This is a genomic window from Rhizobium etli CFN 42, from assembly GCF_000092045.1.
In the GTDB taxonomy this organism is placed as follows: domain Bacteria; phylum Pseudomonadota; class Alphaproteobacteria; order Rhizobiales; family Rhizobiaceae; genus Rhizobium; species Rhizobium etli.
This window is the reverse complement of the sequence record NC_007761.1, coordinates 941377-955218: the sequence shown is the minus strand read 5'-3', so window position 1 is coordinate 955218 and position 13842 is coordinate 941377. Positions and strand designations below refer to the sequence as shown.

Annotated in this window: 10 protein-coding genes; 5 read left to right on the top strand and 5 right to left on the bottom strand. The window is 62.4% G+C overall.

Going from position 1 to position 13842, the window contains the following annotated elements:
* Positions 1-10: 10 nt before the first annotated feature.
* Positions 11-763 carry a crotonase/enoyl-CoA hydratase family protein gene (locus RHE_RS04560; protein WP_011424253.1) on the bottom strand — a complete coding sequence of 251 codons (753 nt, stop codon included), beginning with the start codon at positions 761-763 and terminating at the stop codon, positions 11-13.
* Positions 764-792: 29 nt separating this feature from the next.
* Positions 793-2574, bottom strand: a complete 1782-nt coding sequence (locus RHE_RS04555; protein ID WP_011424252.1) for an acyl-CoA dehydrogenase — start codon at positions 2572-2574, stop codon at positions 793-795.
* A 207-nt stretch (positions 2575-2781) separates the two neighbouring features.
* On the opposite strand from RHE_RS04555, the gene RHE_RS04550 reads away from it, so the two are divergent.
* The gene (locus tag RHE_RS04550; RefSeq protein WP_011424251.1) at positions 2782-3777 is read left to right on the top strand and encodes a transporter; all 996 of its coding nucleotides are present in this window, start codon (positions 2782-2784) and stop codon (positions 3775-3777) included.
* Between the two features lie 455 nt (positions 3778-4232).
* Positions 4233-4496, top strand: coding sequence for a DUF982 domain-containing protein (locus tag RHE_RS04545; RefSeq protein ID WP_020920549.1), 264 nt, complete (start codon positions 4233-4235; stop codon positions 4494-4496).
* Between the two features lie 340 nt (positions 4497-4836).
* On the opposite strand, the gene RHE_RS04540 is transcribed toward RHE_RS04545, so the two are convergent.
* Together RHE_RS04540 and RHE_RS04535 are read right to left on the bottom strand one after the other, a co-directional pair.
* Positions 4837-5292, bottom strand: coding sequence for a BA14K family protein (locus RHE_RS04540; protein WP_011424249.1), 456 nt, complete (start codon positions 5290-5292; stop codon positions 4837-4839).
* 152 nt (positions 5293-5444) lie between these two features.
* Positions 5445-6689 carry an aromatic ring-hydroxylating oxygenase subunit alpha gene (locus RHE_RS04535; RefSeq protein ID WP_011424248.1) on the bottom strand — a complete coding sequence of 415 codons (1245 nt, stop codon included), beginning with the start codon at positions 6687-6689 and terminating at the stop codon, positions 5445-5447.
* Between the two features lie 403 nt (positions 6690-7092).
* Here RHE_RS04535 and RHE_RS04530 point away from each other — a divergent pair, with 403 nt between their 5' ends.
* The 3 genes from RHE_RS04530 to RHE_RS04520 all read left to right on the top strand — a co-directional run bounded on the left by RHE_RS04530 (position 7093) and on the right by RHE_RS04520 (position 10211).
* Positions 7093-7701: a DUF6656 family protein gene (locus RHE_RS04530; RefSeq protein WP_011424247.1), complete on the top strand. Its 609-nt coding sequence runs from the start codon at positions 7093-7095 to the stop codon at positions 7699-7701.
* A 68-nt stretch (positions 7702-7769) separates the two neighbouring features.
* Positions 7770-8750 carry an L-threonylcarbamoyladenylate synthase gene (locus RHE_RS04525; protein WP_020920546.1) on the top strand — a complete coding sequence of 327 codons (981 nt, stop codon included), beginning with the start codon at positions 7770-7772 and terminating at the stop codon, positions 8748-8750.
* Between the two features lie 27 nt (positions 8751-8777).
* Positions 8778-10211: an FAD-binding oxidoreductase gene (locus RHE_RS04520; protein WP_011424245.1), complete on the top strand. Its 1434-nt coding sequence runs from the start codon at positions 8778-8780 to the stop codon at positions 10209-10211.
* A gap of 113 nt (positions 10212-10324) precedes the next feature.
* On the opposite strand, the gene RHE_RS04515 is transcribed toward RHE_RS04520, so the two are convergent.
* Positions 10325-13657, bottom strand: coding sequence for a DUF1217 domain-containing protein (locus tag RHE_RS04515; RefSeq protein ID WP_011424244.1), 3333 nt, complete (start codon positions 13655-13657; stop codon positions 10325-10327).
* Positions 13658-13842 lie beyond the last annotated feature (185 nt).

The following is a 13842-nucleotide window of genomic DNA, read 5'->3' as shown; positions in this document are numbered from 1 at the left end:
GGGGCGGCGCTCAGCGGCGCATGAAGGCTTCGAAGGCCGCCCGGGCCTCGGCGCTTTTCAGGCGCGTGGCGAAATGGCGGGCCTCGACATCGATGCGGGCGATGACCTCTTCCCTGGAGCCGCAAATGAGATCGCGGGCGATCTTCAAGGCTTCCGGCGGCTTGGCGGCGAGTTTCGTGGCCGCGGCAAGTGCGGCATGCTCCACCTCGTCCGGCGTCGTCACCTTCCAGATGAGGCCGGCCTCGCGGGCTTCCTCGGCGCTGAAGGCCTCGCCGGCGGCCAGCATGGCAAAGGCGCGCTGGTGACCCATGATGCGCGGCGCAATCAGGCTGGAAGCCGCTTCCGGCACCAGCGCCAGATCGACGAAGGGCGTGCGGAACTGGCTGCGGTCGGAGGCGATGGTCAGGTCGCAATGCAGGTTGAGGGTGGTGCCGATGCCGATCGCAAGGCCGTCGACCCCTGACACCAGCGGCTTTTCGGATTTGGCGAGCGCGTAGAGGAAATCGATCAGCTCGTCTCCCATGCTGCCGCCCATGGCAGTCGCAAGAAAATCGCCGATGTCGTTGCCCGCCGAAAAGCTGCCTTCGGTGCCGAGAAAGACCGTCACTCTCAGATTCGCGTCCGTATTGGCGGCGGTGAGGGCATCGGTCATGGTGCGATACATCGCCCGTGTGAAGGCGTTCTTCTTTTCCGGCCGATTGAAGCGGATCACCTGAACGCCGGGATGGGCGGAAGGCTGCTCGACGATGATGTGATCGGTCATTGGATCTCCTCGGAACTCATGGGGTCTCGTCAGGCAAGCAGGATGCGGGCGGCGGCAAGGCTTGCCGCGCCGTTGATCACCCGGTCGCGAAGGGCTGTGGTCTCGGCAAGCAGGTTTTCGGCGGCAAAGCGGCAGAGCGCGATACGGCCCTCGCCCTTGCCGTCGTCACCGCTTTCGGCCAAAGCACCCTTTGCGAGGTAACAGCCGGTGAGCACCAGACCGACCAGGCGCTGATAGGGTGTGGCGCCCGCAAGCGCCTCGGGAGCCTTGTCATCGGCGAGCATCTTCAGGAGCCAGGTCGTGGCCTCATCGAGATCGGCGATGCCGGCATCGAGCCTCGCGGCGGTCTCGCCGAAACCATCGAGATTGGAATGACGGACGGCGTCGGCGACCGACTTCAATTCGGCGATGAAGCCTCTCACCTGATCGCCGCCGGAGAGCGGCAGCTTGCGGGTGACGAGGTCGATTGCCTGGATGCCGTTGGTGCCCTCGTAGATCGGCGCGATGCGGGCATCACGGAGATAACGGGCCGCACCCGTCTCCTCGATGAAGCCCATGCCGCCATGCACCTGAATGCCGAGCGAGGCGACCTCGACGCCGGCGTCCGTCGAAAACGACTTGGCGACCGGCGTCAGCAGCGCGGCGCGCTCCTGCCAGTGGCGGCTGGTGTCGCCGGCCCGACGCGACATGTCGATCGCGTGGGCGCAGGCAAAGGAGATGGCCCGTGCCCCTTGCGTCAGCGCCTTCATGGTCAGAAGCATGCGGGCGACATCGGGATGCTCGATGATCGGGCTCATGCCGGGCCCGCTCCAGCCGGGCGCCCTGCCCTGCGTGCGCTCCCTGGCATAGGCAAGGGCCTTCTGGGTGGCGGCCTCGGCGATCGCCACGCCCTGCATGCCGACGGCGAGACGCGCGTTGTTCATCATCGTGAACATGCAGGCGAGGCCCTTGTTCTCCTCGCCAACCAGCCAGCCGATCGCCCCCTTTTCGCCGCCGAAGCGGCCGTCGCCATAGATCATGGTGCAGGTGGGCGAACCATGGATGCCGAGCTTGTGCTCCAGCGAATGGCAGAAGAGGTCATTACGGGGGCCGAGCGAACCGTCGTCGTTCACCAGGAATTTCGGTACCAGGAACAGCGAGATGCCGCGTGTGCCGGCCGGCGCATCGGGCAGACGCGCCAGCACCAGATGAATGATGTTGTCGGCCGCGTCATGCTCGCCCCAGGTGATGAAGATCTTCTGGCCTGATATGCGGTAGCTGCCATCGGCGCGCCGCTCGGCGCGGGCCTTGAGGACGCCGAGATCCGAGCCGGCATGCGGCTCCGTCAGGTTCATCGTGCCTGTCCATTCGCCGGACACCATCTTTGCCAGATATTTATCCTTCAAGGCCGCGCTGCCATGGGCGCTGACCGCCTCGATGGCGCCCATCGTCAGCGTCGGGGCGAGCGCGAAGGCCATGGAGCCGGAATTCCACATTTCGAGCGCTGCGACATTCAGCATATGCGGCAGGGCCTGGCCGCCGAATGCCTCCGGCGCCGTCAGGCCGTTCCAGCCGCCTGATATCCAGCTGCGGTAGAGGTCGCGCCAGCCATCCGGCAGCCGGACTTCACCGTCGACGAGACGGGCGCCCTGGCGGTCGCCGATGTCGGCGAGAGGCGCCACCTCCTCTGTGGCAAAACGTCCCGCTTCGGAGAGAATCGCGTCGACGAGATCTTCGCCGAGATCGCCGAAAAGACCGTTGGACATTGCCTCGCCCATGCCGGCTACGTGCTTCAATGTGAACGCGATTTCCTCGACGGGCGCCTTGTACATGCTTCTCCTCCGGGGGACCGGCCTGCACCTCGCACAAAGTCCCTGCCAGGCAAGGGCTAGTTGATTTTTACGTAAACGTCAATTTCGATTTCACCTGCCGCCGTGCCATATTTCGCCGCTATCGCGGTTTGCTCTTGCACAGCTGCACAAATGGACGTCATGGAGAATCTCCAAGATGACATCGCCTTCGCAGAGGATCGGCGACCAATGGATACATTGCCCGTCAACATACCCGGTTTCGTCTGGGCCTATCGCTTCTCACCTGAAGAAAAGACGGCCGTGCGGCTGACCAACAGCGCGACGGCGGCGGATCTGACGGCGGAGAACTGTTTCTACTGGCTGCATCTCAACCTCGTCGATGCCCGCGTGCCGGCCCTGCTCGAGACGCTCGACGGGCTGACGGAAGACGCGAAATCGGCGCTGACGACGCATGACACGCATGCGGCCATCACCGTCGACGAGCAGATGCTCTACGGAACGCTTGTCGATTGCCAGCGCGATTTCGCTCAGGATACCAACAATCTCGGCTGGCTGCATTTCGCCATGTCCGACCGTTTCATCATCACGACCCGGCTGCAACCGCTGCGCAGCGTCGAGCGGGCGCGGGCACTGATCGAGAAGAATCCCGGCAAATTCTCACGGCCGGTCGATCTCTTCGAACTGCTGGTGATCGAATTCCAGCGCACGCTGATCGCCATCGTCATCGAACTCACCGACGAGCTCAACCAGATCGAGGATATTGTCTACGACAATGCCCCGCGCGACGAACGGCGGCGGCTGGCGCCGGTGCGGCGAACCGTGGTCAGGCTGCACCGGCATCTGCGCACGGTGCTGGCGCTGATGCGCCGCGCGGCGGCGGCCGACGAGGATGAGATGCCCTTCGGCTTCGACGACGTCGCCCGGCGGCTGACGAGCCGGCTGGAAACGGTCGATCACGATATCTATGCGCTGCAAGACCGGGCCCGCCTGCTGCACGAAGAAATCGATTCGAAACAATCCTCCGAGACCAACCGCCACCTCTATCTGCTGTCGATCATGACCGCCTTCCTGCTGCCGCCGACCCTGGTGACGGGTTTCTTCGGCATGAACACGGCAAACCTGCCCTTCGCCGTCGGCGATTACGGCACGGAATACGCCTTCATCCTGATCATCGCCTCGATCGCATTCGCCTGGTGGCTGCTGCGGCGGGTGAATATTCTTTGAATGCGTGGGGTGCGGTGGGCCGCGCTGCCCCGCATCCGCCTGCCGGCACCTTCTCGCCGCTTGCGGGGCCGCAACCTCTCCGTCCCTCTCCAGCGTCTCGTAAGGCACGTCCCCTCGCCCCGTCTTTACGGGGAGAGGGTTAGGGTGAGGGGCAGCTTTCGGACCCGATCAATTCTGGGAATGTACTGCTGGCGCGGCCCGTGAGAGGGGCTGGAACGTGCTGTCGTCGGCGCGACGGCCGGTAGCGGCTGGCGCGAGGCGACGTGGCTTGAACCCATGCGGGACGCGGCCACTTGCAGTCCTGCGACGCCTTCGTCCATCTGATCTTCGGCCTCAGCGATACCTAGCCATCTTATCGATCGACCCTCGGATGATCGGCTGGTTCATGCCGCCGCTTCGCCAGGAACGGTTCTTGCACGGTTACTAATATATTTACCGTGGGGAGACCTAATGTCATGAAGTGGTGCATATCCGAAGAATTTGCCCCTCTGATGCTCGTGGTGAGTGGGCCGGAAAAATACAAGCTCGTCGCAACTCTCGTTCAGGCCGCCGAGATGCTGACCGTTGGCTGGCCCATCGACGATGGAGAAGAATATCTCATGGCGATTATGGCTTGCCGGGACGCAATACACGGGGAGATTCCGGCTCAGGCCGCGCGAGCAGCGCTTATCCGTGCCGCCGACGAAGCCGGCATTTCGGTGATCACTGTCGTTCACTGAGCTTCGCAGCCGGCGATGAATGGGTCGCGGGCTCTTGCATGCCGCCACCCTCTCGTTCCGCCGCATGCGCAAGGCCATGAGCGGCTGCTGGTACCGGCCGGTGCGGGGACTTTGGCTTGGTCGACCTTGCGGATAGTGGTGCTCTTAAAAACGAAGCCACATGACGGCAGCGTCCAACACAGTCGCTGCGCAATGGTGTCTCCCGCCACAGGCGCTCCTAACCCGCATATCTCATGGGATTAGGCGCAGAGCTTCCCCCACCCGAGGGAGTGGGGAAGCGTTCCGGCCAAACTCGCCGTCGGCGCTCGTATTGCGCAGCCCTGCGCTCGTCGTGCCTAAATCAATACGGCGAATAGCACTGCTGGCGCGGGCCGTTATAGGGCTGGAACGTATTGTCGTAGGCCCGATAGGAACGGTAGCGGTTGGCGCACCAGGCGACGTGCGCCGAGCCATAGCGCGGCGCGGGCGCAACATAACGCGGCGCGGCAATGACAGCGCCGGCGCCGAAGGCGGCGAGCGGATACCAGTAGCCGTTATAGCGGCGATAGCCCGGGCGGTAATAGCTGTAGCCGCGATAGCCGCCGTACCAGCCGGGGCGGTAATAGGCGCCGGGGCGATAGCCGGGCCGGTAATAGTCGCGGCGATAGTAGCGGCGGTATTGAACGCTCTCGACGTCGGCGGATTTCTCCACCTGCGGGGCGGTGGGCATCTGGATTGCCTGCGACGGGACAAAGCCCGTCAGCAAGACGGCGGCAGTGAGAATTGCGGTCGCGATTTTGTTTTTCAGCCCGATCATTCCTTCTCTCCCATTCGGCAGCTATCATCGCCTGCCCAGCAACGCGTTCGCGGCCGAATGGTTCCAAGCGGCTGAAAACCGGCCACTTTTTCGGTTTGGATCGGCTGAACTGACCGGGCATTCCTGCGCGGGTCAGTCGCGACCGAGGGGCATCAAGCGACGGCGGAGATTTTCGCCTGGTCGCCCTGCAGGCGGTTCACCATGAAGTTCGAATACCATTCGAGGAACTGCATGACGCCACCCTCGTGCAGGGCGGAATAGGGGCCGGGCTCATAGGCGGGCGAGTGGATGCCGAAGGCATTTTCCTCGACGATCCGGCGGTCCTGGTCGTTGGTCTCGGTCCAGACGTGGGTCAGTTCCTCGAGATTGTAATCCACGCCCTCGACGGCGTCCTTGTGGACGAGCCACTTGGTCGTCACTGCCGTCTCGTTGGCGCTGAGCGGCAGCACCCGGAAGGAGATGGCGTGGTCGCCGAGCAGATGGTTCCACGTCGTCGGATAGTGGAAGAGCAGCATCGTGCCAATACGATTGATCGAGATGTCGTCGGAGATCCGGCGCTGCACGGCCGGCTTGCCCGACATCGTGTAGCTTTCGGCGTCCTCGATCAGCGGCATGCGGGCGGTGCGGAACTGGCCGTCCGGCGAGATCTGGAACTTGCTCGGCAAGCCGGCGGCCTCGCAGCGCGCCCAATGGCCGGCGATCTCCGGATCGTCGGCGCCGCCGTCCGTGCCGGTGACGCTCGGCGCTTCGGGATAGGTGCGGCAGAGTTCCGGGTGATTGGCGGCGCAGTGGTAGCACTCGCGGTTGTTTTCCCAGACAAGCTTCCAGTTGCCCTTCTCGATGATCGTGCTCTGGAAAGCGACCTTGGTCTCGCCGATCCGGTGCGGCGCCATATAGGGCTCGATCTTGTCGCGCACCGGTTTGAAATCCGGGGCGGCGTCGGCAAGGCAGATGAAAATATAGCCTGCCACGCTCTCGCAGTGGACGGGCTTCAGGTTGAAGCCGGTTTTGTCGAAATCGTCGCCCATGTGACGGGCAAAGGCAAGTTTGCCGTCGAGATCGTAAGTCCACTGATGATAGGGGCAGACGAGACGCACGGAAGAGCCATGCTCCTTCGTGCAGACGCGCGAGCCGCGATGACGACAGCTGTTGTGGAAGGCGCGGATGACATTGTCACGACCGCGAACGATGACGACCGGATAAGTGCCGATCTGGACGGTGAAATAGGCGCCCGGCTTCGGCAACTCGCAATCATGGCCCATGAACAGCCAGTCGCGATAGTAGATCATCTCCATGTCGAGCTTGAAATAATCCTCGTCGGTGTAGAACGGCTGTTCGAGGCTGAAGCCCTCACGGCGGTTCTTGAGCTGACGTAAAACGTTGCTGCGAATATCCATCTTCATGTCCTCGTGCACCCGGCTGCCGCCTTCAAGCGGAAGGCTATGGAAGCGCGCCTGCTTCCTTCTCCTGCGGGAGAATTGTTCATGACGCCATTTAATCACCTGGCATTCCTGCCGCTTGGTTGTAATGCGACATCGGCTTCGAAATTGACGACAGGATGCGCCGAGGCTTCAAAGAGCTTCTGCCAGTCGACCCGATTGCCCGACTCCGCAGCTATTATCGTCAATCGCGACATGGCGTAAAGACCGGATCGGCAAAGAGAGCGGCTCTCCGATATCGGCGATTGTCGCATTTACGACATCGCCGGCTTCCGCCCGATGCAACGGCCGCTTCTTAATGCTGCGTTAAGCATACGCTCTTATCCTGCTGTCGACCTCAGACCGACGAAGTATGTAAACCATGGCCAGACTCCGCTATTTCGACGCGAAAGAAGTAATCCGGCCGCAGGAGCGGCCACTGGTCGCCGCCCATTCCGAATTCCTGCGCACTGGCCGCATCCCCCGCGAACGGCGCCACTGGCTGGCCGAGGAAAGGCGCTACCTCACCCATGACGAGGTCGCCGAAAAGACCGGCCGCAAGCTGCAGGCGGCCGGCGAGAAGACGCATCAGCACATCAACGGCTTCCACCACTCGATCCAGTTTCCGAAGCTGATCTTCCACCGGACGCTGCAGGACAGCCCGCATCTTGGCTATTGCCACGTCACGGCGGCGCGCACGAAGTTCGCTGACTATGAAGACGTCAGCTGGGCCTTCTATATCGCCAACTTCTACTCCGACATAGGCGACAACGATAATTTCTTCCAGCGGATCGACGTCGGCTATTCCCGCATGTATTTCGCCGTCGCGATGAAGCCGGGCGAGGATTCTTCGGAGAAGATGACCATCGACCGCTCGGTGCGCGGCAATGGGCTGCTCTTTCGCACCCACGATCCGCAGGCGGCGATCCGAAACATCCTGCTGCTCGGGGCCCGCAACGAACAGCTGCGCGAAATCATCCGCCAACTTTGAGCGAACAAGGCGATTGATCGCCGGCGACGGAAAGCCTAATGACTGCCGGAACCAGACACAGGCAGCATATGGCACGCATCATCGACATCAGAGCAGACAGGCAGACGGCGCTCGAAGCGGCCTGTGCGGCTCTTTCCGACGGCTTTGCCATCGCCATGCCGACGGAGACCGTCTACGGCCTTGCGGCCGACGCCACCAATCCCGCAGCGATTACCCGCATCTATGAGACCAAGGGACGGCCGCGCTTCAACCCGCTGATCTGCCATATGGCCGATCTCGAGATGGCCGAACAGCATGCCGAATTCGACCCCGTCTCGCGGGCGCTCGCCGAAGCCTTCTGGCCCGGCCCGCTGACGCTCGTGCTGCCGCTGAAGGCTGAAAGCCCGATCCACGCGCTGGCGACCGCCGGTCTCGACAGCGTCGGCGTGCGCGTGCCAAAGGGCTTCGCCGGCACCCTGATCGGCGCCTTCGGACGGCCGCTCGCAGCTCCGAGCGCCAACACCTCAGGCGCCATCAGCGCGACCAGTGCGGCCCATGTCGAGGCCGATCTCGGCGCGAAGATCCCGTTGATCCTCGATGCGGGCCCGAGCACCGTCGGCGTCGAATCGACGATCGTCAAGGTGGAGGGCGACCGGGTGAGGCTGCTTAGGCCCGGAGGCTTGGCGGCGCGCGAAATCGAACGCATCGCCGGCCGGCCGCTGCTGCGCGCCAAAAAGGCATCGGCGGCCATCGAGGCGCCGGGAATGCTCGCCTCACATTATGCGCCGGGCGCCAGCGTGCGTCTCAATGCGAGCGCGGTGGAACCCGGCGAGGCGCTGATCGCGTTCGGCGGTGCGGTAGTCGAAGGCGCGCGCGACGCACGCATCGTTCTCGACCTCAGCCCGCGCGGCGATCTTGCAGAAGCGGCGGCCAATCTTTTCGACTACATGAAGCGGGCCGATGCCAGCGGTGTATCGAGCATCGCCTTCTCGCCGATTCCGGACGACGGCCTGGGCGAAGCCATCAACGACCGCCTGCAAAGGGCTGCCGCACCCCGCGCGACTGACTGACCGAGAGAAGCAAAGAGGATCGACCCGATGAGCAGCGCTATTTCTACCGATCTTCTCGACCGCTTCGCCGCGATCGTCGGCGACAAATACGCGCTGCGCAGCGAGGCCGATCTGGCGCCGCATCTGATCGAAAACCGCGGCCTCTACCACGGCTCCTCCCCTCTCCTGCTGAAGCCCGGCTCGGTTGAGGAGGTCTCTGATATTATGAAGCTCGCCACCGAGAGCGGGACGGCAATTGTGCCGCAGACCGGCAATACCGGCCTCGTCGGCGGCCAGACGCCGCGCGCCGGCGAGTCCGACATCATCCTGTCGCTGGAGCGCATGAACAGGATCCGCGACGTCGATCCGGTGGCGAACGTGCTGGTTGCCGATGGCGGCGCGATCCTTGCCGATGTGCAGAAGGCGGCTGAGGCGCATGGGCGGCTGTTTCCGCTGTCGCTCGGCTCGGAGGGCTCCTGCCGCATCGGCGGCAATCTCTCGACCAATGCCGGCGGCACGGCGGTACTGGCCTATGGCAATATGCGCCAGCTCTGCCTCGGCCTCGAAGTGGTGCTGCCGACCGGCGAGATCTGGGATGGCCTGCGCCGCCTGAAGAAGGACAATACCGGCTACGACCTGCGGGATCTCTTCATCGGCGCCGAAGGCACGCTCGGCATCATCACCGGCGCAGTGCTGAAGCTGTTTCCCCAGCCGCTCGGCCATCATGTGGCCTTTGCCGGCCTCAATTCGGTCGAGGACGCGCTGGGTCTCTTCAACCTTGCCGCCAGCCTCTGCGGCACCTCGCTCACCGGCTTCGAGCTGATGCCGCGGTTCGGCGTCGAGATCACCACGCGCCATATCGACGGCGTGCGCGATCCGCTGGACGCGGCCTATCCCTGGTACGTGCTGATCGATATTTCGACCTCGGATTCAGCCGAGACGGCGGAGCGGATGATGAACGGCGTGCTCGAACAGGGTTTCGAGGCCGGACTGGTGCTCGATGCGGCGATCGCCTCATCCGTGGCCCAGCAGAAGGCGATCTGGCACATGCGCGAGAGCATGTCGGATGCCCAGAAGCCGGAAGGCGGATCGATCAAGCACGACGTGTCCGTGCCGGTGTCGAAGATCCCGCATTTCATCGCCGAGGCCGAAGAGGCCGTTATGGCGGCGATGCCCGGAGCCCGCATCTGCGCCTTCGGCCACATGGGCGACGGTAATATCCATTACAATATTTCCCAGCCGGTCGGCGCCGACAAGGCCGCCTTCATCGCCCGCTGGCGTGAAATGAACCACATCGTCCACGGGCTGGTGCTCGCCCATGGCGGTTCGATCTCGGCCGAACACGGCATCGGCCAGCTGAAGCGCGACGAATTGGCGGCGATCCGCCCGGCCATCGAAATCGAGCTGATGCGCCGCATCAAGCGCGCCTTCGATCCGGCTGGTATCATGAACCCTGGGAAGGTGGTCAGTCTCGACCCTTGAGGGTGGCGGCCAGAGACGCCCGAGCCCGCCCCTCATCCGGCTGCCGCCACCTTCTCCCCGCTTTTACGGGGAGAGGGTTAGGGTGAGGGGCAAGTCATTGAAACTGAACACAATTAGGACTGCGTGCCGCCGCCGGTCAGGATCTGCAGCGCCGGCGATTGCTGGGTGCTGTTCTGGACGTCGTACATCGCGGTGAAGCGCCGCAGCAGCTTGTCGACCTTCTTCGGATCCTGAAGATCGTCGAGCTTGACGAAGCGATTGATCAGATCGGCCTGCTTGGCGACGTCCATGCTCGATATCTGCGCCGGCAGGCTGTAGGCTGTCGTGATGACCTGATAGAGCGCCTTGTCGCCGAGGATGGAATAGATCGAGGTGATGCTCGGGGCCTTGCGGCTGAAATAGAGCGCCAGACGGACGCCGTCGTTGCTTTCGCCCTGCTGGGTCTCGAGCGTCTGCTTGATGTAGAGCTCCTGGGTATTCTCCTCGGCCGCCTTGTTCTGGATGGCGCCGATCTTGGCGCGGGTCAGATTGCCGTCCTTGTCGAAGTTGAAGGCGGCGACGATATCCTTGAAGCGCGCATCGGCCTTGGTGTTGAGGTAGCTCTTCTTGTCGTCGGGATCGGAGGTGAAGATCTTCTTCAGCGTCGCCTTGTCGTAATCCTTCGGGTCGAGGTTGTTCGCCTTCAACACCAGATCGGTCAGGCGGCTGTCATCGAGGAAATCGTCGAGCGACTGCACCTTGGCCATGCCCTTGGCGAAATAATCCACCTCGGCGGTCGCGTCCTTCGACGCTTTGTCCTTTACCGGGCCGGCCTTCAGCAGCATGGTCACATGCGCCTTGTAGTCGGTGGCGTATTTGGCCATGGTCGCCTGGGGCAGCGCCTGCAAGGGCGACGCCGCCTTGCCGTCTGGGCCGAAGTTGAAGGCACGCGCCAGGTTGGTGATGCGCTCGTCCTTCAGCGAGGCGATATAACCATCCGGATCGTAGGCATCGCTCGTCAGGATTTTACGCATCATCGAGCGCGGCACGTCCTGATCGGTCAGGCCGAAGGCCTGCAGCGCGACATGGTAGAGATCCGGCAGATTGTCGTTGCTCTTGGTGAAATCCGCCGAGCGATTGGTGCGCAGGAAATCGTTGACGGTCTTGACGTCGGAGAAGTTCAAGAGGCTGCTGCTGTCGGCCATCATGCTCTTGTAATTGTCGGCAACTTCTTCGATCGCCTCGTCGCGCTCGTCGTCGTAGCGCGCCATGTAGTTGTCGTTGGTGGTCTGCGCCTGATCTGCCGTCTGGATCGAGCTCACGACCGGAAGCGATCCGTCGGCGGCAAAGTTGAAATCGGCGTTGAGGTCGGAATAGCCGGCCGCGGCGGCGGCGGTCGCATCGGTCAGGATGCTCTTGAGATCGGCATCCGTGATATCGAACGGCAGATTGTAGGTGCTCTTCAGGAAGTTGGTGATGGCAGGATCGGCGATGAGATCATCGACATTGGAGATCCTCGCCACGCGGGCGGAATAGTCGTCCGTGCGCGCCGTGGCGGCAATTTTCGTATTGGTGATCTGGGCGGCCGTCTGTGCCGCCATGCCATCCTCGAGCGAACCGTCCGCCTTGAAGTTGAAGGCGGCGGCGACGTCGGCATAGGTGCCGGTGCCACTCTGATCGGTCAGGATAGCGCGCAGATCGACATCGCTGACGGTCGACGGGATGCCGTAGGCGTTGCGGATGAAATTGTTCAGCCGGCGGTCGGACAGCAGCTGGTCGACATTGGAGATGCCGGCGATGGTTGCCTGGTAGTAGACGGCGGCATCGTCGGCCTTGCTTGCCGTGCTGGCGCTTTGCGCCGCGCTCTGCGTGGCATAGAGGGTCGCAACCGAGCCGTCCGTTTTGAAATTGAAGAGATCGTGGACGTCGCTGTAGCCCTGGGCGCTGGCAGCCGCGGGATCGACGAGGAAGCTCCTCAGCGTTGCGTCAGAGACGCTGTCGGCGATCTGCATGCTGGTTCTGAGATAGCTGACGGCGACGGGATCGGACATGATGTCGTCGACATTGGTGACATTGCCGATCATGCTGTTGAAGTGAGCTGCGTTCGCCGCCGATTTGTCGGTGGTCGACTTGCGCTGCGCGTCGGTCTGAATCATCGACCCGTTGATCGAGCCGTCAGCCTGGAAGTTGAAGTCGGCATTGAGATCGGCATGCCCCTGAGCGGTGGCATAGGTCGAGTCCGTCAGAATGCTCTTCAGCTCGGCATTGCTGAAACTGGTGCCGAGGCCGTAGGCATCCTTGATATAGCGCGCCAGAACGCTGTCGGCGAGCAGGTCGTCGACATTGGTGATGCTGGTCGACCGCGAGGTCACGCTATAATAGTTGGCGGTGCTTGCCGCCGCGTCCTTCAGCTTGTTCGACTGGTCGATCGTCTGGGCACGCGCCGTTGTCGATGTCGTGCCGTCGGCCTTGAAATTGAAGGCGTTGTAGACATTGGTGAAGCCCATCAGCTGGGCATAGCCGGGGTCGGTCAGCACTGTGCGCAGTGCTGCCGCGGTGAAGTCGGCGCCCATACTGTAGGCGGTTTTGATATAGGAGGTCAGGCGACTGTCGGCGACGAGATCGTCCACATTGGTGATCGTGCCGATCTTGGCGGTGTAATAGGCCTGGTTGTATTCGGCCGCCGTCTTGCTGACATAGACGACATCGGAACCGACGGAATTGTCGATGATGACGGACTGGCTGTTCAGCGTATAGGTCTCGATGATCGACGCCTTCTGCGTCGCGGTCTGGGCGCTGCCGTTGACCGTGCCGTCGGCATTGAAGCTGAACTGGGCGGCAAGCGCCTTGTACTTGTCGCCGCCCTGGGTATTGACGACGCTTGTCGGATCGCTGAGGTCGCTCGTCAGCACCTGCCGCAGGAAATCCTTCGAGGCATAGGTAGGGTCGATCTTGAAGGCCTTCAGCACATAGGTGCGCAGCCGAGCGTTGTCGACCAGATCGTCGACGGTCTGCACGCTGTCGATATTGTTGCTGTAATAGGTGCTCTCGGTGGCCGCCGCCTTGTCGGCATCGACGAAGGACTGCTTGTAGAGGCCGATGAGCTCGTCCTCCTGCGCGTCGGTCTGAACATCCTTCTCGGGTGCGTTGAAATTGAAGGCGGCCGCGAATTCACGGTAGCGCGTATCGGAGAGCTTGTTGGCGTAGCTGTTCGGGTCGGTGAGATCGCTTTCGAGCACCTTCTTCATGAAGGCCTTGGCATAGGTCATGTCCTCGAGGCCATAAGCCTTCATGGCGTAGCTGTAGAGCCTGTAGTCGCCGAGGAAGTCGTCGACGTCTTTGACCTTATTGATGTTGTCGGCGTAGTACTGGGCATCCTTCTTGACCGTCGCCTGCGCTGCAACCTTGTTGAGGCTCGACGTCATGTCCTTCGACAGGATCGTGTACGCGAGGGAAGCCGTGATCATGAAAAGCGCCCTTTTCGGCAAAATCTCTAAAAGAACGACGAACTGCTGGTAGGCACATTTTGCCACGCAAAACTTACCCGAGACTTACCTTTGGGTTGCGTCATTTCAGGTCAGCACACCGTTCACCTTCCGGAAACCCTGCCGGATTCGGTTTTGATAACCATCAGGGGAGGCAAAGTTTTCTT